The sequence below is a fragment of the Pseudomonas sp. 22082 genome (genome assembly GCF_052046055.1).
In the GTDB taxonomy this organism is placed as follows: Bacteria; Pseudomonadota; Gammaproteobacteria; order Pseudomonadales; family Pseudomonadaceae; genus Aquipseudomonas; species Aquipseudomonas pharyngis.
On record NZ_JBQEQB010000021.1, the window covers coordinates 125,672 to 147,637 of the forward strand.

A 21,966-nucleotide genomic window follows, 5' to 3' on the forward strand; every position below is an offset into this window, starting at 1 on the left:
TCGTCGTGACGCAACGGGCCTTACAGCGTCTACCGCACTAGGATAGTAGACGCCGCCTCACCGACCGATGCTCAGGATTGATGTGATGAACGCTGTACCGAACACCAACGACGCCCAGGCATTGATTGCCCGCACCAACTGGAGCCGCAGCCCGCTGGGCGCGGCCGGCACCTGGCCACAGAGCTTGCGCACCGCGGTGGACATCGTGATTCACTCGCCGATGCCGATGCTGCTGTTGTGGGGTCCGCAGTTGACCCAGATCTACAACAACGGCTTTGCGCTGCTGGCCGGCAGCAAGCATCCGCACGCTTTCGGACAGCCGGCACACCAGATATGGCCGGAACTTCGAGACTTTACCGACCCGATTTACAGCGCAGTCCTACAAGGCCAGGTGCGAACCTACAGCGAACGGCGCTTCACCTTGCAACGGGACGGCAAGGATTCCGACTTCTGGCTGGATTTGACCTACAGCCCGATCCGCGATGAAAGCGCGCAAGTGGCTGGCATTCTGGTCACCGCCATTGAAACCAACGAACGCCGGCGCATCGCCCTGGAACTGCAGCAACGCTCGGAAGACAGTCTCAAGGCCCAGCGCGAAAGCGAAGAGCGCCTGCAACTGGCGCTGGCAGCCACCGATGCGGTCGGCACCTGGGATTGGGACATCGGCGAAGACCGCTTCATCGCCGACGCGCATTTCGCCCAGTTGCACGGTGTCGATCCGGCGCTGGCCGGTCAGTTGCCGATCAGCGAATACCTGCAAGGCGTGCACCCCGAAGACCGCGCGATGATTGCCCGCAGCATCAAGCACTGCATCACCCACGGCACCGAATACGCCGAGGAATACCGGTTACTGCAAGCCAATGGCGAGCTGCGCTGGGTGTTCGCCCGCGGGCGCTGCTACAAGGATCATCATGGCCGGCCGATGCGTTTTCTCGGCGCCGCGCTGGATCTGACCGAGCGCAAGCACACCGAACAGGCATTGCGCCAAAGCCAGACCGAGCTGCAACTGATCATCAACGCCATGCCGATCCTGATCAGCTATGTCGACCACGAAGAACGCTTTCGCCTGAACAACGCCGCGTACCTCGACTGGTACGGGCTCACGCCTCAAGAGCTGTACGGTCGCACGATCCGTGAGGTGATCGGCGAAGAGGCCTATTTCCTGCGGGCGCCGTACATCGCCGAAGCCCTCGCCGGCCGCCCTTGCTCGTTCAGCCTGTACACGCCGCACCGCGACGGCAGCCAGCGGCATGCCTTGATGAACTACCTGCCGCGCCACGGCGCGGACGGTGCGGTGAACGGTTTCTACATCTTCGTGATCGACGAGACCGAACGTAAAAAGACCGAAGAAGCCCTGCGCAACCTCAATGAAACCCTTGAGGAACGCGTGAGTGCGCGCACCGAACAACTGGCCCAGGCCAACCAGCGTTTGCAGAACGAGATGTTCGAACGCGAACGCGCCGAAGACGCTCTGCGCCATGCGCAGAAAATGGAAGCGGTCGGCCAGCTCACCGGCGGCATCGCCCACGACTTCAACAACATGCTGACCGGAATCATCGGCAGCCTCGACCTGATGCAGCGCTACATCGCCAATGGCCGCGCCGATGAGATCGGCCGTTTCACCGACGCGGCGGTGTCCTCGGCCAACCGCGCGGCGGCACTGACCCACCGTCTGCTGGCGTTCTCCCGGCGCCAGTCGCTGGATCGCAAGACCCTCGACGTCAACGAACTGATCCGTTCGCTGGAAGACCTGATCCGCCGCACCAAGGGTGATCCGATCGAGCTCAAGTTGCGCCTCGCCGACAATGTCTGGTCCGTCAGTACGGATGTCAGCCAACTGGAAAACGCCCTGCTCAACCTGGTGATCAACGCCCGCGACGCTATGCCCGACGGCGGCGAGCTGTTGATCGAAACCGCCAACGTCTACCTCGACGGCAACGACATCACCACCCTCGAACCGGTCAAGGCCGGTGACTACTTGATGCTCGCGGTGAGCGACAACGGCACCGGCATGACGCCTTCGGTGCGCTCCAAGGCGTTCGATCCGTTCTTTACGACCAAACCCATCGGGCAAGGCACCGGGCTCGGGTTATCGATGATTTATGGCTTTGCCCAGCAATCGGGTGGACACGTCAGCCTCGACAGCCTGCCTGGCCAGGGCACCTGCGTGCGGCTGTACTTGCCGCGCCTCCACGCGCCGGAACCTGAGCAGCCATTGGCGGAAACGGTCAGCGAGACACCCACCCCCGCGACCGGCGAAACCGTGGTGGTGGTCGAGGACGATCCGGCGGTGCGCATGCTGGTGATGGACCTGCTCAAGGAGCTGGGTTATCGCGCCCATGAGGCCGAAGACGCCAGGAGTGCCCTGCCGCTGCTGGAGTCGGACATGCGGGTTGACCTGCTGGTGACCGACGTCGGCCTGCCAGGCATGAACGGCCGGCAACTGGCTGAGATCGCCCGCCAGCATCGTCCGGGGCTCAAAGTGTTGTTCATGACCGGTTACGCGCAGAAAGCCGCCGAACGCCAGGGCTTCCTCGAAGACGGTATGGACATGGTCGCCAAACCGTTTTCCATCGAACAGCTGGCCGGCAAGATCCGCACGATGACCAGCCAAACCCCGTGACTTGAGGCATAATCCGCGCCCCGCCGTCACCCCGCTACAGGTATTGCACGATGAAAGCCCAAGCCCGCCATATTCTGGTGAAGACCGCCGAAGAGGCTGAAAAACTCAAACAACGCATCGCCAATGGTGAAGCGTTCGATGTGCTGGCGAAGAAGTTTTCGACCTGTCCGTCCGGCAAGCGCGGCGGCGATCTGGGTGAAGTGCGGCCGGGACAGATGGTCGGCGCGATCGATGCGGTGATCTTCAAAAAGCCGCTGCGCACGGTGCACGGGCCGATCAAGAGCAAGTTCGGTTATCACCTGGTGCAGGTGTTTTACCGCGATTAAGTGTTTGGCTTCAGGGCCAATCGCGAGCAGGCCCGCTCCCACAAAAAAATCGTGAACGACACACAATCACTGTGGGAGCGAGCCTGCTCACGATCCGATTGCCCGGCAATCGGTCACCGATTACTTCGGAATCAGAGCTCCGGGTACTTGAATAACCTGGCTCGCTAGCAGATGGCCGGCCTGCGCCGCTTCCGCCGGGCTGCCCCCAAGCAAACGACTCGCCAGATACGCCGCACTGAACGAATCCCCCGCCGCCGTGGTGTCCACCACCTTCTCGACCTTCTGCGCCGGGATTTCGAACGCCTCCCCGTCGCAACGGATCAGACAGGCTTCGGCGCCGCGTTTGAGCACCACTTCCGGCGTGCCGATCTGCGCGTATGCTTCAAACACCGCGTCACAGTCCTCGAAATGGAACAGCGCCTGCTCGTCGTCCACCGTCAGCAACGCCAGATCGACATGGGGCAACACGCTGCGATACGCCGCCCGCGCCGCCTCCACTGAAGCCCACAGTCGCGGCCGATAGTTGTTGTCGAAGACGATTCGCGCATCACGCTGACGGGCTTCGATCAAGGTTTGAATCATTTTTTCACGGCCCTGTGTGCCGAGTACCGCCAGCGTGATACCGCTGAAATACAACACGTCATAATCCGGCAGCTCCGCCAGAATCGGTGCGGCCGCTGGCGTAGTGAAGCAGTCGCGAACGGCGGCTTCGTTGCGCCAGTAAAGGAAGCGGCGCTCCCCGGCAGCGTCGGTCTGGATGCAATACAGGCCCGGTAAACGACCAGGCAAGCGCTGAACCAGATCCAGGCCAATGTTTTCATCCGCCCAACTGCGGCACATCGCATCACTGAAGCTGTCATCACCCAACGCCGTGACGTAATCGACCTGCGCCTTGTCGCCCATGGCGCGGGACAGATAGACCGCCGTGTTCAGCGTGTCACCGCCAAAGCTCTGTTGCAGACTGCCATCGGCACGTTGCTGGAGTTCGATCATGCATTCGCCGATCAGGGCGATGCGCGGGGTGTTCGGACCCAATGCACTGAGCATGTTCATCAGAAGCAGGTTTCCATGGTTTCGATCACCGACAACTGCTCGTCCACCAGCAGCCCTACGCGCCACTTGTCGAAGGTCAGGCACGGGTGGGAAGTGCCAAAGGAAATGATGTCGCCGACGCGCAATTCCACGCCCGGCGCCACGGTCATGAACGCGTGCTGGTCCATCACCGCCGTCACCTTGCAGGCACCGACATCGTCGCCCACCGCCGGCAGCACACCGGCCTTGTAACGCAGCAACGGCACCGGCATCCCGGCATCGAACGCCACGTCACGCTTGCCCAGGGCAATCACGGCAAAGCCAGGCTCCGGCATCGACTGCACGTGGGCCCAGACTTCCAGCGCCGCACGCAGCCCTTCGTGCAGGTCACTGCGACGATCGAGCACGCAGCACTGCGCCTCTTTATAAATGCCATGGTCGTGCGCCACGTAACTGCCGGGACGCAACACGCTGAGGAAACGCCCGCCAGCGTTCTGCGCTTCGAACGATTCGGCAATCAGGTCGTACCAGGCCGAACCCGACGCGGTGATGATCGGCTTGGCGATGGCGAACGCGCCGCTGTCCTGCAACTGCACCGCCAGACGCACCAGCGAGGCGGCGAATTCACGGATGCCGGTGACGGCGTGATCGCCATGGATCACGCCTTCGTAACCTTCGATGCCGGTCAAGGCCAGTGCCGGCTGCGCGCCGATGGCCTTGGCCAGTTCGATGACTTCCTGCTCGCTGCGGCAACCGCAACGGCCACCGACCACCCCGTACTCGATCATCACGTTCAACCGCAAGCCACGCGACGCGAAGTAAGCGCCCAGATCGGCAACGTTGTCCGGGTGATCGACCATGCAATAGAAATCGAAGCCCGAATCCGCCGCCAGCAGGTCGGCAATCAACGCCATGTTCGGCGTGCCGACCAATTGGTTGGCCATCAACACCCGGCGCACGCCGTGGGAGTAAGCGGCGCGGGTCTGGGTGGCGCTGGCCAGGGTGATGCCCCACGCGCCGGCGTCGAGCTGACGACGAAACAGCGCCGGGGTCATGCTGGTCTTGCCATGGGGCGCGAGTTCGGCGCCGCTGTCGCTGACGAATTTCTGCATCCAGCGGATGTTGTGTTCCAGCGCTTCACGGTGCAGGACCAGCGCCGGCAGGCTGATGTCACGCACCAGTTGCGCGCCGACGGCGGCATCGCCCTTTTCCACGGCAGCAGTGTTGTTGGCAGTCGTCATGGTCGAACTCCTCACAGTCGCGCCCGCAGGCAGGCGCGGTTATTCGTTGATTCGCCGGGCGAGGCTGTTGGCGCTCTCGATCAAGACCCGGCGATAGTCGTTGTAATGGGTCTTGGCATCGGCGCGCGGGGCGACGATGCACAGGGTGCAGATGGCCACGCCTTGAGGGTCTTTGACCGGGGCGGCGAAGCAATGGGTGAAGGTGTCGGCGACACTGTCGAAGGAGAAGAAACCGTCGATGCCAGCCTGACGGATTTCCGCCAGAAACGTCTCCATCGGCAGGCGTTCGCCATCCGGCAGGATGAAGTCCTCGGGGTCGATCAAATCGCTGATCTGCTGGTCACTCAAGTGCGCCAGCAGCAGGCGTCCCGAGGCGGTCCACGGGATCGGCGCGTTTTCGCCGATATCGGAAGAAATGCGGAAATGCCGCTCGCCCTCCTTCATCAGCGCCACCGTGTATTTGCGCCCGTTAAGCAGGCACATCTGCGCGGTTTCCCGGGTCTGGCTGACGATCTCCTGCAACGCGTGATCGGCCTCGCGACTGAGGTCGAAATGTCGCAAATGCGCCTGCCCGAGGAAGTACAGCTGACGACCGAGATAGACGTGACCATCCTTGCCCACCGGCTCCAGGATCCGCCGCTCGAGCAATGACGCCACCAGTTCGTAGACCGTGGATTTCGGGCTGCCGATGCCGTTGGCGATGTCGTTGGGGCGCAGTGGCTGGCCGATTTCCTTGAGGAAATCGAGGATATCGAACGCCCGGTCCAGACCGCGTGCCCGGCGCTTGATGGTGTCTTCGGTCATTTCAGTGGTTCCCATAAAAGATGCCGGGGATGGTAACTGGCCCTTGGCGTTGTGTCAGTTGGATCGCAGCCCTCCCCCCCCCTCCCGAAACGTCGGACCGCCCGGAGGGAGAGGGAGCCTGACCGTATCGATGCAAATGCCATCGTCTGGCACAACAATCTGCATCGATAGAGATCAGTCCCCTCTCCTGGGGGAGAGGGCTAGGGTGAGGGGGCTACGGCCTCAGCGACGCCACATCACTCAAGCCTTCTTCTTGTACGCAATGCAGTCGATCTCGACCTTGCAGTCGACCATCATGCTTGCCTGCACACAGGCCCGGGCCGGTGCGTGTTCGGGCTTGAAGTATTCGCCAAAGACCTTGTTGAAACTGCTGAAATCCCGCGGATCGTCCAGCCACACGCCGGCACGTACCACGTCTTCCAGGCCATAACCGGCTTCTTCGAGAATCGCGATCAGGTTTTTCATGGTCTGGTGCGTCTGCTCGACGATGCCGCCCACAATGATCTCGCCATCCACCGCCGGCACCTGCCCGGAAACATGCAGCCAGCCATCGGCTTCAACGGCGCGGGCGAATGGACGCGGCTGGCCGCCAGCGGCGGTGCTGCCGGTGCCGTAACGAGTAATGCTCATGGGTGTTTCTCCTGATTGAAAAAGTGAAAAGTCAGAACCGCGTGCTTTTGAGAAATTCCGCCAGCCGCGGCGATTGAGGACGCTCGAACAGTTCCTTGGGAGGCCCCTGCTCTTCGATGCGCCCCTGATTCATGAAAACGATCTTGTCCGATACCTCGAAGGCAAAACGCATTTCGTGGGTCACCAGCAACATGGTCATGCCGTCCTCGGCCAGGCCTTTGATCACGTTCAGCACTTCGCCGACCAGTTCCGGATCGAGGGCCGAGGTGACTTCGTCGAACAGCATCAGGCTCGGGTTCATCGCAATCGCCCGGGCAATCGCCACGCGCTGCTGCTGACCGCCGGACAACTGGCCGGGAAAGTGATTGCGCCGTTCCAGCAGACCGACCCGCTCCAGCCATTTTTCGGCCAGGGCCACGGCTTCGTCCTTGTGCATCTTTTTGACTTTGAGCAGGCCGAGCGTGACGTTCTGCAACGCGGTCAGGTGCGGGAACAGGTTGAATTGCTGAAACGCCATGCCGGTCATCGCCCGATGACGGGCAATGACTTTTTCCGGGTGGCGCACGCGTTTGCCGTTGAGTTCGTCATAGCCGATGGATTCGCCGTCGAGCAGGATCTGCCCGCCCTGAAATTCCTCGAGCATGTTCACGCAACGCAGCAGCGTGGTCTTGCCCGAGCCACTGGAGCCGATCAGCGTCACCACGTTGCCGCGCTGCATGTTCAGGTCGACACCCTTGAGCACTTCGACCGCGCCGTATTGCTTGTGCAGGCCACGGATGTCCAGCAGCGGCTGAGCGTTCTGGAGGTTGGAAACTTGAGCTTGAGTCATGGCAGGGCCACCCGCTTTTCAATATGCCGGCCGAGTAATTCGATGCCGTAGTTGATGACGAAGAACAGAAAACCGGCGAAAAGATAAAACTCCAGGGTCATGAACGTCCGGGCGATGATCTGCTGGGTGCTGAGCAACAGCTCGGCCACGCCGATCACCGACAGCAAGGTCGACGCCTTGACGATTTCCGTGGACGAATTGACCCAGGTCGGCAGGATCTGCCGCAGCGCCTGCGGCAACAGCACGTAACCGAGAGACTGATAGAACGTCAGGCCGATGGCCTTGCCGGCTTCCATCTGCCCGCGTGGCAATGCCTGCAACGCACCGCGCACGATCTCGGCGACGTGGGAGCCGCAAAACAGCGTCAGCCCGAGTGCACCGGCCTGAAACGCGCTGATCTGCCAACCGAGCGCCGGTGCCATGTAAAAGCACGCCAGCACCAGCACGAACACCGGGGTGCCGCGAATCAGATCGACATAAAAACGGAACGGCGCGCGCATCCAGAACTTGCCGTAGGTCAGCACCAGCCCGGCGAATACGCCGATGACGGTGCCGAACAGAATCGCCAGCGCCGACACCTGCACGCTGGTCAGAAAGCCTTGCCACAAGGCTTCACGGGCAATCCACAACTCATGCAACCAACTGGGGGATTCGTACATCGCAGCCTCCTATCGGCGGATTGCCAGACGCTGCTCGAGGTAACGCAGCAGCATGGCAATGAGGTAACAGGCCGCGACATACAACGCCGTGGTCACCAGCCAGGTTTCGATCACCCGGTAGCTCTCGACGTTGATCTTGCGCGCGTAATAGGTCAGCTCCGGCACCGCGATCGCAGCGGCCAGCGAGGTGTCCTTGAACAGCGAAATGAAGTTGTTCGACAGCGCCGGCAGCACGTTGCGCAACATCACCGGCACGGTGACGTAGGCTTTCACCTGCCACTCGCCCAGACCGATGGCCAGCCCGGCTTCACGCTGGCCCTTGGGGATGCTCAACAAACCGCCGCGGAACACTTCGGTCAGGTACGCCCCGGCATACAGCGACAGGGTGATGATGAACGACGGGATCTTGTCCAGCCGGATCCCCAGGCTTGGCAACGCAAAGTAGATCAACAGAATCAACACCAGAATCGGCGTGTTACGGATCACCGTCACATACACCGATGCCAGCACCCGCAAGGCGCGATGCTTCGACAGCAAGGCAAACGCCATCAGCAGGCCGATCACGCAGCCGATGGCGATCGACACCAGCGCCAGTTCGAGGCCCAGACCGAGCCCCGCCAGCAAGGTGTCGAAATCGCGCCACACGGCGGCAAAGTTCAACTGATAGTTCATGGTCGGCAGTACCTTGAGCGGGGCGCATCAGGGCGCCCCACTCTCACGGGATCATTTGAATTCGACTGGGAAACCGATGGCAGGCGATGGCAGATCGACGCCGAACCATTGCTTGAACGACGCGGCGTAGGTCGGGAACTCAACGCCGGTCATGGCCTCATGAAGGGCGGTATTGACGAAGTTCAGCCAGTCCTGATCGCCACGTTTGACGGCGCAGGCGTAGGTCTGCGGACTCCAGGCGTAAGTCGGGCTGCGGTAGCGGCCAGGGTTCTGCACCATCAGGTATTTGACCGAAGACTGGTCGGTGGCGGCGGCATCGGCGCGACCGGAGTTCACCGCCTGATACATCAGATCGACGCTGTCGTACTGATCGACCTTGGCCTTGGGCAGCGCCTGATGCACCAGCTCCTCGGCGTACACGTTCTGCAGCACGGCCACGGTCACGCCGTCGCCCCCGGCCTGCAGGTCTTCGATTTCCTTGTACTTGCTGTTGTTCGGCAGCAGCAGGCCGACGCCTTCGCGGTAGTACGGCAGAGTGAACGCCACTTGCTGCGCACGGCTGGCGGTGACGGTGATGAACTGGCAGCTCATATCGACCTTGTCGGTCAGCAGGTTGGGAATCCGCGCATCGGATGACTGCACCACGAACTCGACCTTGCTCGGATCATTGAACAGACCTTTGGCCACCATCCGGGCGATGTCGATATCAAAGCCCTGCAACTTGCCGTCCGCACCCTGAAAGTGCCACGGCGCATTGGTGCTGCCGGTGCCCACAATCAGTTTTCCACGGGCCAGGACGCTGTCGAGCTTGCTGTCGGCCGCCTGGGCCATACCCATGACAGCGGACGAAGCCGCGAGAACAAAAACACATGCTTTGAACAAGGAAGGTCGGCGATGCATGGCAAGCACTCCAGAGGATTGTTTATTCCGCTATACCGGAACACGGTTTGTTACTACGGAATAGACAGCAGAAAGTGTGCCACAGGATTCGCGGGGAATCTGCACCCATTTGAAAATTCACAGGAATCAAAGAGATACGTAAAACGGAAAAATAGAGAAACAGCGAGAGAGCGGAGCGTGCGCTACCGTTGGCTACAACAATGCGGGTAACAGGTTCCCAGTCGGTGCACGGGTGATCGATTCAGGGGCAGCGTTTATCTCCGAGAACCAAGCTCAAAGGTCGTCTATCGAAACTTTTATGGTCGGATCATTTTCCCGCTCCTTGCAGAGAGCTATCAGCTCCAGATCCTCAAGGCGATTCATAAGTGCCTCATCGATTCGTACTACGGAAACTGCTTTCAAACCTGCATCGCTGCCCATCAGGAGCTCCTTTGATAAATGTCTGAAAAACGATACCAGCTGCCTGGCCTCCGCGGATCTGAGTCTTCTAAGGGAATGCTCTTGCATCAAAGTAGGACGAAATCATCCTTTGCAGGACCTACCTGTAATTTCTGACAGTAGACCGCCGTTTTGCCCTGCTTTAACTTCAAAGGCCTTCCAGACTCATTGACCAGGAGGCTCCAATGACGACACCGACTCGATATTCAGCGTTGCCCCCGACGTACCGGAAAGTCTTGAAAGCCAGGCGTCTTGTCGTCCTGTATTTCTTCAATGAGCATTGCGCTGCCTGCGTGTTTTCCAGCCCCGTTTTTCTCGAGATCGCCAAGCCCTTTCGGGCCTGGATGGATATCTTCATGCTCGATACCGCACAGTCGTGTCGACATCCGGATGTCACGGGCACACCGACCGTGTTGTTCTACAAGGAAGGCGTTCTGGTCAAAAAACTGAAAGGCATCGGTTCGGAAGAATCCCTCCTGCACGACTTCACCCAATTCCTCGGCAAAACCCGACACCCCGCTGCGCCGCGCAAATCGGCCCATGACCTGAACTGGCTGCGTCACACCCTCCGCACCCTCTGCACCGTCCACCGCGCAAAACGGTGGAACCTTTCCTGAAAGTGCAATCCAAGCGCCATCAGGCAGTTGCACCTTCGCTCCTATTGATCTGTAACAACTAGCCTCGAGACCGGATTGGACAAGCTCCCATCCGGCTGCTTTTCTTTATTTCTCAGAAAAAGATGAGTGCTGCCGGCCCTCGGGTCGCAGCCATGCTACGTCCAGGAAGGGTCAATGTCCTTTGAAGTCATGATGGTTTTCGGTACTCGCCCGGAGGCCATCAAAATGGCTCCGCTGGCCCGGATACTGCGTCAGTGGCCCGACATCACACTCAACATCTGCTCCACCGGTCAGCATCGCGAGATGCTGACTCAGGTACTGGAGGCCTTCGAACTGACATCAGTGAGGCCGTCAGGCCTCACGCACCAGCAACACCCGTGTCACGCGACGTTCTTCGACCGCCATTACGGTCATGCCCCAGCCTTCATGCTCCAGTCGATCGCCCTTCATCGGCAGGCGATCCAGCAGGCTCATCACCAGCCCGGCGAGGGTCTGGTAATCCTCGGTCGGCTCGGCGCGAAAACCGGTGTGCTCGCGGATGCGGGTCAGGTTCAGCGCACCATTGACGATGTACCCGCCCTGCTCCTCGACTACGTCGGGGCCGGCGATTTCGCTGGCATCGGGCAATTCACCGGCAATCGATTCGAGAATGTCGGTCATGGTCAACACACCGACGAAGTCACCGAACTCATTCACCACAAAGGCAATGTGGGTCGAGGCCGCACGCATTTGTTCCAGTGCGTTGAGGATCGAATAACTGTCCAGCAGATTGACGGTCTTGCGCGCCAGGTGTTCAAGGTTTGGCTCGTTGCCGGCCAGATATTCCTTGAGCAATTCCTTCTTGTGCACGAAGCCCAGCGGCTCATCCACTGCGCCGTTACGAATCAGCGGCAAGCGCGAGTAGGACGAATGCATCAATCGCGTGCGAATAGCCTCGGCGTCGTCCGCCAGATCAATGTGATCGACATCGGCGCGAACCGTCATCAGAGCGCGAATCGGTCGTTCGGCCAGTTGCAGCACACCGCTGATCATCACCCGCTCGCGACGGTCGAACAGCTCCGCGCTCGGCGCTTCACCGTTGTCCAGCAAGTCGGAAATCTCCTCGCCGACTTCTTCCGCCGCCAGTTTGCGACCACCCAACAGACGCATCACCGCATGGGCCGTGCGCTCGCGCATCGGGCGCAAGCCCTGCATCGAGCGCTTGCGACGAGCGCGGGCGATTTGGTTGAAGATCTCGATCAGGATCGAGAAACCAATGGCCGCGTACAGATAACCTTTCGGGATGTGGAAACCCAGGCCTTCAGCGGTCAGGGCAAAACCGATCATCATCAGGAAGCCCAGACACAGCATGATCACCGTCGGGTGGGCGTTGACGAAGCGGGTCAGCGGCTTGCTGGCAACGATCATCACACCAATGGACACGACCACCGCGATCATCATCACCGCCAGTTCATCGACCATGCCCACGGCAGTAATCACCGCGTCCAGGGAGAACACCGCGTCGAGCACGACGATCTGCGCCACGATCGGCCAGAACAGCGCATAAGCGGTGTTGGTCGAACGCTCGCCGATATGGCCTTCCAGCCGCTCGTGCAATTCCATGGTTGCTTTGAACAACAGGAACACACCACCGAACAGCATGATCAGGTCACGGCCGGAGAAGCTCTTGTCGAACACCTCGAACAAAGGCTGCGTGAGGGTAACCAGCCAGGAAATACTCGCCAGCAGGCCAAGACGCATGATCAGCGCCAGGCTCAAGCCGATGATGCGTGCGCGGTCGCGCTGATGCGGCGGCAGTTTGTCCGCCAGGATGGCGATGAACACCAGGTTGTCGATACCCAGTACCAGTTCCAGCACGATCAGTGTCAACAAGCCCAGCCATGCCGTGGGATCCGCTAACCATTCCATAATCTGTCTCTGTCTCTCTTCAGTGAATTCAGGCTGCCGGACACGGCAAAGCGCGGCGCGAAAGCTCGAAGGCTGCGCCATCAACGATAGTCGGGAGTCGGAAGACCGGATGCTGCGAGTGCGTCAAGACCGCGCAATGGCGCGAAGGGAACGTTGTTTTTTTAGAAGAACTGGGAGGCTCCGAGAGGGTGTTCATGCAAATCCTGAATGAAAAAAGGCCTTGAAGCGTACAGGCTCTGATGACTTTTCCTACAGCTGGAAATCATTTCAAAATCTGTACGCCGCCTGACTATCGCCGCTCTTGTCAGCATCGGCAGCCAACGGATATGTAAGGGCTAACGCCCGGAAAACCGCAGGCGAGACAACTGGCGCAGATGGTCCTCGACGTAGTAGTCGTTGGTCCAGCTGTCATCCGCCGCCAACGGCTGCACCTGCTTCAACGCCAGTTTTTTCGCGAAGTAGCGAAAACGGTAATGCTCGTAGAACCGCAGCAGTTCCAGGCCATAGCGATCCGCCAGATCGGTGTCGCCGCGAATGATCAGATAGTTCTCGTCATTTCCGTTGCTGGCGGAGGTGCTGAGGTTATGGCTGCCGCTGATGAGGGTCGGGCTGTCGCTGGTGAAGTCGGTGACCACCGCTTTGGTGTGCACCAGCAGGTTGCCTTTCTGGCCTTTCATGTTTTCCCGCAGCCAGCCTTCCAGCCCGGTGTTGAGCAACGCGGTGGCGGCGAATTCGGCGGTTCGGTCGGCGTGAAACCCGGTGATGCGGCTGACGGTGTTTTGCAGGCCATAACGCAGAATGTCGTCGTGGGGCTGGCCGAGCAACGCGTTGAGAATCGCGTCGGGCAAGGCGAATGCGGTGACGAACAGCAGGTCTTTCTTCGCCCCCTCGATGATATCGACGAACTCCCGCAAGTCGGCGCCGCCGGTGCGCGGGGAGAACCCGGCGAACAGGGGTTGCGCCGGGTTCATCGGGTTGTGTTGGGTAATCCAGTCGCGGGTGGCGCCGACGTCCGCCGGCTCAGCCCAGATCTGCTCGAAGGTTTTCAGGTAACTCGTACCGATCGCCTCATCGTCCAGCACATGCACCACGTTGGCCTGGCGGTACACGCCGTTGGCGGTGAAGTTGGTGCTGCCGCACAGCACCGCTTGCGGCTGACGCTCGCCGCCTCCGTCGAGGCGGCTGAGGACGATGAACTTGTTATGGAAAATATTGTGGGTGACCCGCCCGCGCTTGCTGGTCGCCGGCAGTTTCGCAAGACTCGCTTCATTGATCGTGGTGTCTTCGTCGTCTGGCCGGGCGTGATACAGCACGCGCACCTGAACACCTCGATCGAACGCCGCGTTCACCGTGTCGATAATGGCTTGCAACTGGTATTCGTAGATCGCGATGTCCAGCGCCCACTGAGCGTCCACCGCTCGTTCGATAAAGCCTTGCAGGCGCCCGAGCAGACCGTTCTCCAGCCACTGACGCGCCGCATCGGGCCAGGCTTCGATGGGCAGGTTTTTGTTGGCACTGATCTGTGCGTCGAGATCGGGGAATTTGCGCTGAAACGCCTGGCTCGCTGCCACGGCACGATTGAAGATCACGCCCTGATTGGCGGGATGACCGTCGTCGGAGCGGATCGTCAGCTCCAGCGCCTCACCGAGTTGCAGCGCATCCGGCGTGCCATACGCCAGGTGCACGCGGTAGTGAATCGTCATGCCTGGATTGACCGCGTAATCGGCCCAGCGAAATCTCTGCAACGGCGCCTTGTCGCTCGGCGTGGCGTGAAACTGCGCGAAGGTATGGGCCTTGCCGGGAAAAGTCAGGCTGTTGAACAGGAACAACCACGGTTTGTCGCCCTGCTGTTTCTCGATGGCAAACCCCAGCAGGCCTTTGCGCCGGGGTTCGGCGAGGTCCATGGCGAGCAGCACACCGTTGGTGCCGGCGTAGGCCTTGACGCGAAAATCATCCTGCGGATTGGCGACCAGTACGCGCATGATTCACTCCTTGTGATTTGGCCTCACTGCAGCATAGTCCTCAGACCGACAACAACTCGTCGATATGCCGGTAATCCGCGTCCAGTGCGGTCGCCAATTGCCTTGCGCGCTTCAGCCGGATCGGCCCGCGCTCGATATCGATCAACAGGCCCGGACACGCGAGCGCTGGCAGTTGCGGCCAGTCTTTCAAACGGCCATCGGTGATCACCAGCAACCGTTGCAGCTCGGCGGGAAAACGCTTGCGCCGCACCGTCAGCCAATGCCCGGCTTCCGTCAGCGCTGCCAACAGAGGCGTGCCGCCTCCCGCACCCAATCCATCGAGCCACGCACGCAACCCGCTGGAGGCCTTTAGCCCTTGCACCTGCCATTTCGGCGCGGCGCCGCTTGCGGTCAGCAACGCAAGGCGCGCGCGCTGCCGGTAAGCGTCATCGAACAGTTGTGCGAGCACGCCCTTGGCATCGCTCAGCGCCTGATGACGACGGGTCGAGGCCGAGGCATCGACGATCACCAGCCACAGTTCATGGGGCGTGCGGGTGCGCAGTTGAAACAGCAGATCCGCCCGGGTTTTCGGACGGCCGTTGAGCAAGGTTCCGGGCCAGTTCACCGAGCCGCTGCGAGCCGCGTGACGCTTGCCCTGGCGGCCGTTATCGAGGCGTCCGGCGCGGGGCCTGGCATTCGCCCCCGCGTCGGATCGGGGGCGAATGCCTAACGCTTTTTTGGCCAGACAGGTACTTCGCGGCGTGCGCCGGTAGCCAGTGCCGGCGCCGGCATTTCACCCCACTGCCCCTGCCCTTCGCTTGGATCGGTCTGGGAGCCGGACGGTGATTGCGCCGGTGACTGCGCACTGGATGAGGACTGTTCGCGACGACGATGACGCAATGCGAACTCAGCCACCGCATCGATATCCTGCTCGGCGATGGCGTCCGCACCGCGCCACGCCGCATGCGCCCGCGCGGCACGCAGCCAGACCAGATCGGCGCGCAAACCGTCGACGCCCGCCGCGAAGCAGCGCTCGGTGATCTGTGCCAGCGCCGCGTCATCCAGCGGGATGCCCGGTAAAACCTTGCGGGCGTTCTCGCAGCGCTGACGTAGAGCTTGCTGTTCAGCCTCCCACTGCGCACAGAACGCCTGCGGATCGCTGTCGAAATCCAGTCGACGCCGGATGATCTGCCCACGCTCGGCCGGCGCCGTTTGACCGCTCAGGGCGACGTTCAAACCAAAGCGATCCAGCAATTGCGGACGCAATTCCCCCTCTTCCGGGTTCATCGTGCCGATCAATACGAACTTCGCCGAGTGCCGATGGGAAATGCCATCGCGCTCGATCAGATTAGTGCCGCTGGCAGCCACATCGAGCAGCAAATCCACCAGATGATCCGGCAGCAGATTCACTTCATCGACGTACAACACGCCGCCGTCAGCCTTCGCCAGAACGCCGGGAGAAAACTGCGCACGACCGTCGCTCAACGCCGCGTCCAGATCCAGCGTGCCGACCAGTCGCTCTTCGGTGGCGCCCAACGGCAAGGTGACAAACTGACCACTGGCCAACAGATCCGCCAGGCCCCGGGCGAGCGTCGACTTGGCCATGCCGCGCGGGCCTTCGATCAGCACGCCGCCGATCTTCGGGTCGATGGCCGTCAGGTACAGCGCTAGTTTCAGATCATCGGCGCCAACCACGGCGGAGAGCGGGAAATGCGGGGTGTCGGTCATGTTCAGTCTCAGCTCTCTTCTTCTATGTCCAGCAGCAGGTTTTCCAGCGCCTCTTTGTAGGCGCCCGGTGCCTGCCACATCCCGCGCTGCTGCGCTTCGAGCATGCGTTCGGTCATGTCGCGCAGTGCGTGGGGATTATGCTCGCGCACGAACTCGCGGGTCGCCGGGTCCAGCAGATACGCATCGGCCAGCAAGGCGTACTGATGGTCGTCGATCAGTTGCGTGGTGGCGTCGAAGGCGAACAGGTTGTCGACCGTCGCCGCCAGTTCGAATGCGCCTTTATAGCCGTGGCGCTTGACCCCGTCGATCCATTTCGGATTCGCCGCCCGGGAGCGGATGACCCGGTTCAGTTCCTCTTTCAAGGTGCGGATCTTTGGCAGGTCCGGCTGACAGTGATCGCCGTGATAACTGGCTGCCGCTTCACCGCGCAGGCTTTCCACGGCGGCGAGCATGCCGCCCTGGAACTGGTAATAGTCGTTGGAATCGAGCAGGTCATGCTCGCGATTGTCCTGGTTTTGCAGCACGGCCTGCACCTGGCTCAGGCGCTGGACGAATTGCTCGCGGGCGGCGGTGCCCTCATCGGAGCCACCGTAAGCATAGGCGCCCCAATTCAAGTAAACCTCGGCCAGATCTTCTCGGGTTTGCCACAGACGACCGTCGATGGCGCCCTGCACACCCGCGCCATAAGCGCCGGGTTTGGCACCGAAGATCCGCCAGCCGGCCTGACGTCGGGCAGCCTCTTCGTCCAGCCCGGACTGGCGCAGCGCCTCACGCTCGGCACGCACTTTCGCGGCCAGCGGATTGAGATCGTCCGGCTCGTCGAGCTCCGCCACGGCTTGCACGGCGGCGTCGAACAGGCGGATCAGGTTGGCGAACGCATCGCGGAAAAATCCGGAGACCCGCAGCGTGACATCGACCCGAGGCCGGTCGAGCAGGCTCAGCGGCAGAATCTCGAAATCATCGACCCGCTGACTGCCGGTGGCCCACACCGGACGTACGCCCATCAGCGCCATGGCCTGGGCAATGTCATCGCCGCCGGTGCGCATGGTCGCGGTGCCCCACACAGAGAGGCCGAGTTGGCGCAGGTGATCGCCGTGATCCTGCAGGTGTCGCTCGAGAATCAGGGTTGCCGACTGGAAGCCGATTCGCCAGGCCGTGGTGGTCGGCAGATTGCGCACGTCCACCGAATAGAAATTGCGCCCGGTGGGCAGAACGTCGAGGCGACCGCGACTTGGCGCACCACTTGGGCCTGCGGGGACGAATCGCCCGCTCAACGCGTCGAGCAAGCCGCGCATTTCGGCCGGGCCGCAGGCATCGAGGCGTGGGGCGATCACTTCGCGCAAGTTGTCGAGGATTGCACCGACTTCAACCCAGCGCGGCTCGCTCCCACAGGGGGATGGTAGTGACTGGGAGATCAGTTGGGTGGCGAACAGCTCCAGACGTTCGCGAGTATCCCCCGCCGTGCGCCAGACTTCATCGCTCAGCGATTGCAGTTCCATTGGGCGCGGGCCGGTCCAGGAATCAGCCAGTGCACAATCCAGCGGATCGAACCCCAACTGAAACGCCTTGGCCAGCGCCCGCAACAGACTCGACTGTGCCCCTTTGCCATCGCCACGCGGAATCCGCAGCAGCGCCAGCAAGGTGTCGATGCGCAAACGCCCGGTCGGCGACTCGCCGAAGATGTGCAGGCCATCGCGGATCTGCGATTCCTTCAGATCACACAGATAAGTATCCAGACGCGGCAGCCAGATAGCCGCGTCGGCATCGCTGTCGAGGGCGGCATCCAGCTGCAGTTCGCGATCGATCTGCGTGTCACGCACCAGTTGCAGGATGTCGCGCTGCAACTCCCGGGCGCGGCGCGGATCGAGTAACTGAGCTTCGTAATACTCGTCAGCCAACAGTTCCAGATTACGCAACGGGCCATAGGTTTCGGCGCGAGTCAGCGGCGGCATCAGGTGGTCGATGATCACCGCCTGAGTGCGACGTTTGGCTTGGGCGCCCTCGCCCGGATCGTTGACGATAAACGGATAGATGTTCGGCAGCGGCCCGAGCAGTGCGTCCGGCCAGCAGTTCTCCGACAGGCCCACGCCTTTGCCGGGCAGCCATTCTAGGTTGCCGTGCTTGCCGACGTGGATCACGCCGTGGGCGCCGTAGGTCTGGCGCAGCCAGAAATAGAACGCGAGGTATGCGTGCGGCGGCACCAGATCCGGGTCGTGATACACCGCGCTCGGATCGACCTGATAACCCCGCGCCGGCTGAATGCCGACGAAAGTCAGGCCAAAACGCAGGCCGGCGATCATTATCCGCCCGTCCCGGCACATCGGATCATTTTGCGGCGAGCCCCAGCGCTCCAGCACCGCCGTGCGGTTGGCTTCGGGCAGTGCGTTGAACATCGACAGGTAATCATTCATCGCCAGGCTTTGCTGGCATGGGCGCTGATCGAGGGTGTCGAGATCATTGCTGACACCACCCAGCAGTTGCCGGATCAGTTCGGTGCCGCTGTCCGGCAGTTCGGCGGGCAGCGGATAACCTTCGGCCTGTAGCGCCCGCAGGATATTCAACGCGGCAGCCGGCGTGTCGAGGCCGACGCCGTTGCCGATGCGCCCATCCCGGGTCGGGTAATTGGCGAGGATCAGCGCGATGCGCTTTTCAGCGTTCGGCACCCGCGCCAGATCGACCCAGCGGCGCGCCAGTTCGGCGACGAAATCCATGCGTTCAGGCTGCGCCCGATAACACACCACGTCGGACTGACTGCGCTCGCTGCGCCAGGCCAGATCCTTGAAGCTGATCGGCCGACTGATGATCCGGCCGTCCAGTTCCGGCAAGGCGATGTGCATCGCCAGATCCCGGGGGCCGAGGCCCTGCTCGCTCTCGCGCCAGCCAGGTTCGTTGTCCTGGGCGCAAATCGCCTGGATCACCGGAATGTTGCGACGGAACGGCCGCAGATGCGGCGCTTCCGGACTGGACTGGGCGAAACCGGTGGTGTTCAGAATCACCGAGGCCTCGACTTCATCCAGCCAGTCCTCGACCACCGACAGGCAGCCAGGCTCTTTCAAACTGGCCACGGCGATCGGCAGCGGATTGAGTCCGGCCGCCTGAAGCCGTTGGCAGAACACGTCGATAAACGCCGTGTTCGCCGCTTGCAAATGCGAGCGATAAAACAACACCGCCGACACCGGTTGACCGGGCAGCCAATCGGCTTGCCAGTCACTCAGTGCGGCGGTGTTTTTGTTCGGGTGATAAATCGCCGTGCGCGGCAGCGTTTGCGGCTCGCCCCACACGTAATCCCGCGCCAGCCAGCGACTGGCCAGGCAACGGAAAAAGTCCAGCGCATTGTCCATGCCGCCCTGACGCAGAAACTGCCAGAGCCGGTCGCGATCCTCGGCGCCCACGGTACTCAAGTCGCTGAGCTCCGGGTCGGGACGGTCATCGCCCGGCACCAGAATCAACTGCACGCCACGTTCGGACAACTCGACCAGCCGCTCGACGCCATAACGCCAATAAGCGATGCCGCCGTGCAGCGAGATCAGAATCACCTTGGCGTGGCGCAGCACCTCATCGACGTAGAGGTCGACCGACGCATGGTTCTGCACCTGCATCGGGTTGGCCAGGCGCACGCTCGGGTAATCCTCGGGCAGTTGCTGCGCGGCTTCGGCGAGCAGCGCGAGGCTGGAATCGCCGCTGCACAGGATCACCAGCTCGGCGGGGGTTTGTCCGAGGTCGGCAATGTTGTCGTCCGACACGAAACCGCCGGGCTGGGTCCTGAGCAGGTGCATGGCTTAAACGCTGAGCGCGGCGCGCAGTTGCGCTTCGAGTTGAGCGGCATCCAGTTCCTGACCGATCAACACCAGACGCGTCACGCGTGCCTCATCGGCGCCCCATTGACGGTCGAAGTGCTTGTCGAAACGCGTGCCCACGCCCTGGATCAGCAGACGCATCGGCTTGTTCGGGATCGCCGCGAAGCCTTTGACCCGCAGGATGCCGTGCTGAACCACCAGTTGCGTCAGCGCGTCGAGCAGCAGGCTTTCGTCGGCTTGCGGCAGCTCGATGGAAATCGAATCGAAGGCGTCGTGATCGTGGTCATCGTGATCGTCATCGCCTTCACCGTGGTGGTGATCGTGATGGCTGTGGCGGCTGTCGATGTGTTCTTCGGAACCGGCGCCCAGACCAATCAGCACGTCCAACGGCAGGCGACCGTTGCTGGCTTCGATGATTTTTACCGCTGGCGGCAGCTCTTCAGCCACTTCCAGACGCACGCGAGCGAGGTCTTCAGGGCTGGTCTGGTCGGCCTTGTTGAGGATCACCAGGTCGGCGCTGGCCAGTTGGTCGGCGAACAGCTCGTGCAGCGGCGATTCGTGGTCCAGGTTCGGATCGAGTTTGCGCTGGGCGTCGACCTGATCCGGGAACGCGGCGAAGGTGCCGGCGGCCACGGCTGGGCTGTCGACCACGGTGATCACCGCGTCAACGGTGCAGGCGCTGCGGATTTCCGGCCATTGGAAGGCTTGTACCAGCGGTTTTGGCAGGGCCAGGCCCGAGGTTTCGATCAGGATGTGGTCGAGGTCGCCGCGACGGGCCACCAGTTCGCGCATTACCGGGAAGAACTCTTCCTGCACCGTGCAGCACAGGCAGCCGTTGGCCAGTTCGTAGACGCGCCCGGTGGCTTCTTCTTCGGTGCAGCCGATGGTGCATTGTTTAAGGATTTCACCGTCGATGCCCAGCTCGCCGAACTCGTTGACGATTACCGCGATGCGGCGGCCCTGGGCGTTGTCGAGCATGTGCCGCAGCAAAGTGGTTTTGCCCGAGCCGAGGAAGCCAGTGACGATGGTGACGGGGAGTTTGGCCAGTGTTTTCATCGGATGCCCTTTGGCAAGGTGGCGGGCATACGGGACGAGACCGGCAACGCGGGTGCGTGCCTGGAGAGTTCGCCACCGGATCACCCCGCCCGGTTGAAAGTGAGAATCTGTGACGAGGCAGGTCTCCTGGCTGACGGTGTTCGGGCCTTGGCCCGGTATTCGCTGCGCCTTCCCGCTGGCTCTGGATGGAGTTGGCAGTGGCGTGGCAGCGAACAGCACCGTTCACAGTTGCGGGGGCAGCCGCGGCTTGGACCGCGTTCCCTTCTTAGCTTCGGCGTGGGCCGAAGAACCTCGAAAGCGCAAGGCTACGCATGGGTTCGTGATGGGTCAATGGGCGTGGCCTTTTGGTTTTGTGTGTATATCCGTTGCTGCGGTAACGGCTTCTTATGGTTTCGCTCTTACAGCGACTCACTTTTCCAAACGCCGAAAAGTAAGCAAAAGGCTTTTGCCCCGGCGTACGGCACTTCGCTTAGGCTCAGTGTTCCGTCGCTACGGTGTCCATCAGGGGGCATCGCCTACGGTTTGCTTCGCTGCACCTCCTCTCGATGTATGCGGCTTCGCCGCACGGCGCTGCGCGCCTACCCCCTGATGGACACCTCCGCTCGGCCTGCCGAAGGGGCTAAAGATCAAAAGCCAGAGCCAGAGCAGAAGCCAGATCAAGAGCCCCCGCCCCTCCCCACTCACCACGATGAGCGTTAGCTCGAGTACCGCTTTTGATCGCAGGGCCCGTCGGCAGGCTGAGTGG

General features: G+C 61.6%; 18 protein-coding genes, 1 pseudogene and 1 riboswitch. Of the genes and pseudogenes, 4 read left to right on the forward strand and 15 right to left on the reverse strand.

The features are described from left to right. Window positions 1–85: 85 nt before the first annotated feature. A complete protein-coding gene (locus ACTJK9_RS22845) occupies window positions 86–2,623 on the forward strand; it encodes a PAS domain-containing protein (protein WP_440816450.1) in 2,538 nt (845 codons plus the stop codon). Between the two features lie 50 nt (window positions 2,624–2,673). Then, on the forward strand, window positions 2,674–2,949 hold the full coding sequence (locus ACTJK9_RS22850; protein WP_007952044.1) for a peptidylprolyl isomerase: 276 nt from the start codon (window positions 2,674–2,676) through the stop codon (window positions 2,947–2,949). A 120-nt stretch (window positions 2,950–3,069) separates the two neighbouring features. Here the strand turns inward: ACTJK9_RS22850 and ACTJK9_RS22855 are convergent, their stop codons facing one another. From ACTJK9_RS22855 to ACTJK9_RS22895, 9 genes are all read right to left on the reverse strand, one after another. Continuing rightward, complete coding sequence (locus tag ACTJK9_RS22855) at window positions 3,070–4,002, reverse strand: sugar kinase (RefSeq protein ID WP_440816453.1); 933 nt, start codon at window positions 4,000–4,002, stop codon at window positions 3,070–3,072. Next, window positions 4,002–5,222 (reverse strand): amino acid deaminase, encoded by a 1,221-nt coding sequence (locus ACTJK9_RS22860; RefSeq protein ID WP_440816455.1) that lies wholly within the window; start codon window positions 5,220–5,222, stop codon window positions 4,002–4,004. The genes ACTJK9_RS22855 and ACTJK9_RS22860 overlap by 1 nt, the downstream gene beginning before the upstream one ends. A gap of 39 nt (window positions 5,223–5,261) precedes the next feature. Then, the gene (locus ACTJK9_RS22865) at window positions 5,262–6,026 is read right to left on the reverse strand and encodes an IclR family transcriptional regulator (protein ID WP_064597007.1); all 765 of its coding nucleotides are present in this window, start codon (window positions 6,024–6,026) and stop codon (window positions 5,262–5,264) included. A gap of 240 nt (window positions 6,027–6,266) precedes the next feature. Beyond that, window positions 6,267–6,656 carry a RidA family protein gene (locus ACTJK9_RS22870; protein ID WP_007912330.1) on the reverse strand — a complete coding sequence of 130 codons (390 nt, stop codon included), beginning with the start codon at window positions 6,654–6,656 and terminating at the stop codon, window positions 6,267–6,269. 31 nt (window positions 6,657–6,687) lie between these two features. Beyond that, a complete protein-coding gene (locus tag ACTJK9_RS22875) occupies window positions 6,688–7,485 on the reverse strand; it encodes an amino acid ABC transporter ATP-binding protein (protein WP_085610448.1) in 798 nt (265 codons plus the stop codon). Continuing rightward, a complete protein-coding gene (locus ACTJK9_RS22880) occupies window positions 7,482–8,144 on the reverse strand; it encodes an amino acid ABC transporter permease (RefSeq protein ID WP_007960241.1) in 663 nt (220 codons plus the stop codon). The genes ACTJK9_RS22875 and ACTJK9_RS22880 overlap by 4 nt, the downstream gene beginning before the upstream one ends. A 9-nt stretch (window positions 8,145–8,153) precedes the next feature. Continuing rightward, window positions 8,154–8,816 (reverse strand): amino acid ABC transporter permease, encoded by a 663-nt coding sequence (locus tag ACTJK9_RS22885; RefSeq protein ID WP_059405928.1) that lies wholly within the window; start codon window positions 8,814–8,816, stop codon window positions 8,154–8,156. 51 nt (window positions 8,817–8,867) lie between these two features. Next, window positions 8,868–9,716, reverse strand: a complete 849-nt coding sequence (locus ACTJK9_RS22890) for a transporter substrate-binding domain-containing protein (protein WP_007960245.1) — start codon at window positions 9,714–9,716, stop codon at window positions 8,868–8,870. A 273-nt stretch (window positions 9,717–9,989) separates the two neighbouring features. Further along, window positions 9,990–10,136 carry a hypothetical protein gene (locus ACTJK9_RS22895; RefSeq protein ID WP_172829487.1) on the reverse strand — a complete coding sequence of 49 codons (147 nt, stop codon included), beginning with the start codon at window positions 10,134–10,136 and terminating at the stop codon, window positions 9,990–9,992. A gap of 203 nt (window positions 10,137–10,339) precedes the next feature. Between ACTJK9_RS22895 and ACTJK9_RS22900 the strand changes: the two genes are divergently transcribed. After that, window positions 10,340–10,771, forward strand: coding sequence for a thioredoxin family protein (locus tag ACTJK9_RS22900; RefSeq protein ID WP_221397458.1), 432 nt, complete (start codon window positions 10,340–10,342; stop codon window positions 10,769–10,771). A 174-nt stretch (window positions 10,772–10,945) separates the two neighbouring features. Continuing rightward, window positions 10,946–11,110, forward strand: a pseudogene (locus tag ACTJK9_RS22905) (non-hydrolyzing UDP-N-acetylglucosamine 2-epimerase); the annotation flags it as partial. Window positions 11,111–11,122: 12 nt separating this feature from the next. On the opposite strand, the gene ACTJK9_RS22910 reads toward ACTJK9_RS22905, so the two are convergent. The 6 genes from ACTJK9_RS22910 to cobW all read right to left on the reverse strand — a co-directional run bounded on the left by ACTJK9_RS22910 (window position 11,123) and on the right by cobW (window position 21,221). Beyond that, window positions 11,123–12,679 (reverse strand): TerC family protein, encoded by a 1,557-nt coding sequence (locus ACTJK9_RS22910; RefSeq protein WP_440816462.1) that lies wholly within the window; start codon window positions 12,677–12,679, stop codon window positions 11,123–11,125. A 335-nt stretch (window positions 12,680–13,014) separates the two neighbouring features. Continuing rightward, window positions 13,015–14,661 (reverse strand): phospholipase D-like domain-containing protein, encoded by a 1,647-nt coding sequence (locus ACTJK9_RS22915; protein WP_440816465.1) that lies wholly within the window; start codon window positions 14,659–14,661, stop codon window positions 13,015–13,017. Window positions 14,662–14,701: 40 nt separating this feature from the next. Next, window positions 14,702–15,364: a vWA domain-containing protein gene (locus tag ACTJK9_RS22920; RefSeq protein ID WP_440816478.1), complete on the reverse strand. Its 663-nt coding sequence runs from the start codon at window positions 15,362–15,364 to the stop codon at window positions 14,702–14,704. A 2-nt stretch (window positions 15,365–15,366) separates the two neighbouring features. After that, window positions 15,367–16,368, reverse strand: coding sequence for an ATP-binding protein (locus tag ACTJK9_RS22925; protein WP_440816468.1), 1,002 nt, complete (start codon window positions 16,366–16,368; stop codon window positions 15,367–15,369). Between the two features lie 8 nt (window positions 16,369–16,376). Continuing rightward, window positions 16,377–20,144, reverse strand: coding sequence for a cobaltochelatase subunit CobN (gene cobN / locus ACTJK9_RS22930; RefSeq protein WP_440816471.1), 3,768 nt, complete (start codon window positions 20,142–20,144; stop codon window positions 16,377–16,379). 3 nt (window positions 20,145–20,147) lie between these two features. After that, window positions 20,148–21,221, reverse strand: a complete 1,074-nt coding sequence (gene cobW / locus ACTJK9_RS22935) for a cobalamin biosynthesis protein CobW (protein ID WP_064597024.1) — start codon at window positions 21,219–21,221, stop codon at window positions 20,148–20,150. A 99-nt stretch (window positions 21,222–21,320) separates the two neighbouring features. Continuing rightward, a riboswitch (cobalamin riboswitch) is annotated at window positions 21,321–21,530 on the reverse strand. Window positions 21,531–21,966: the final 436 nt, after the last annotated feature.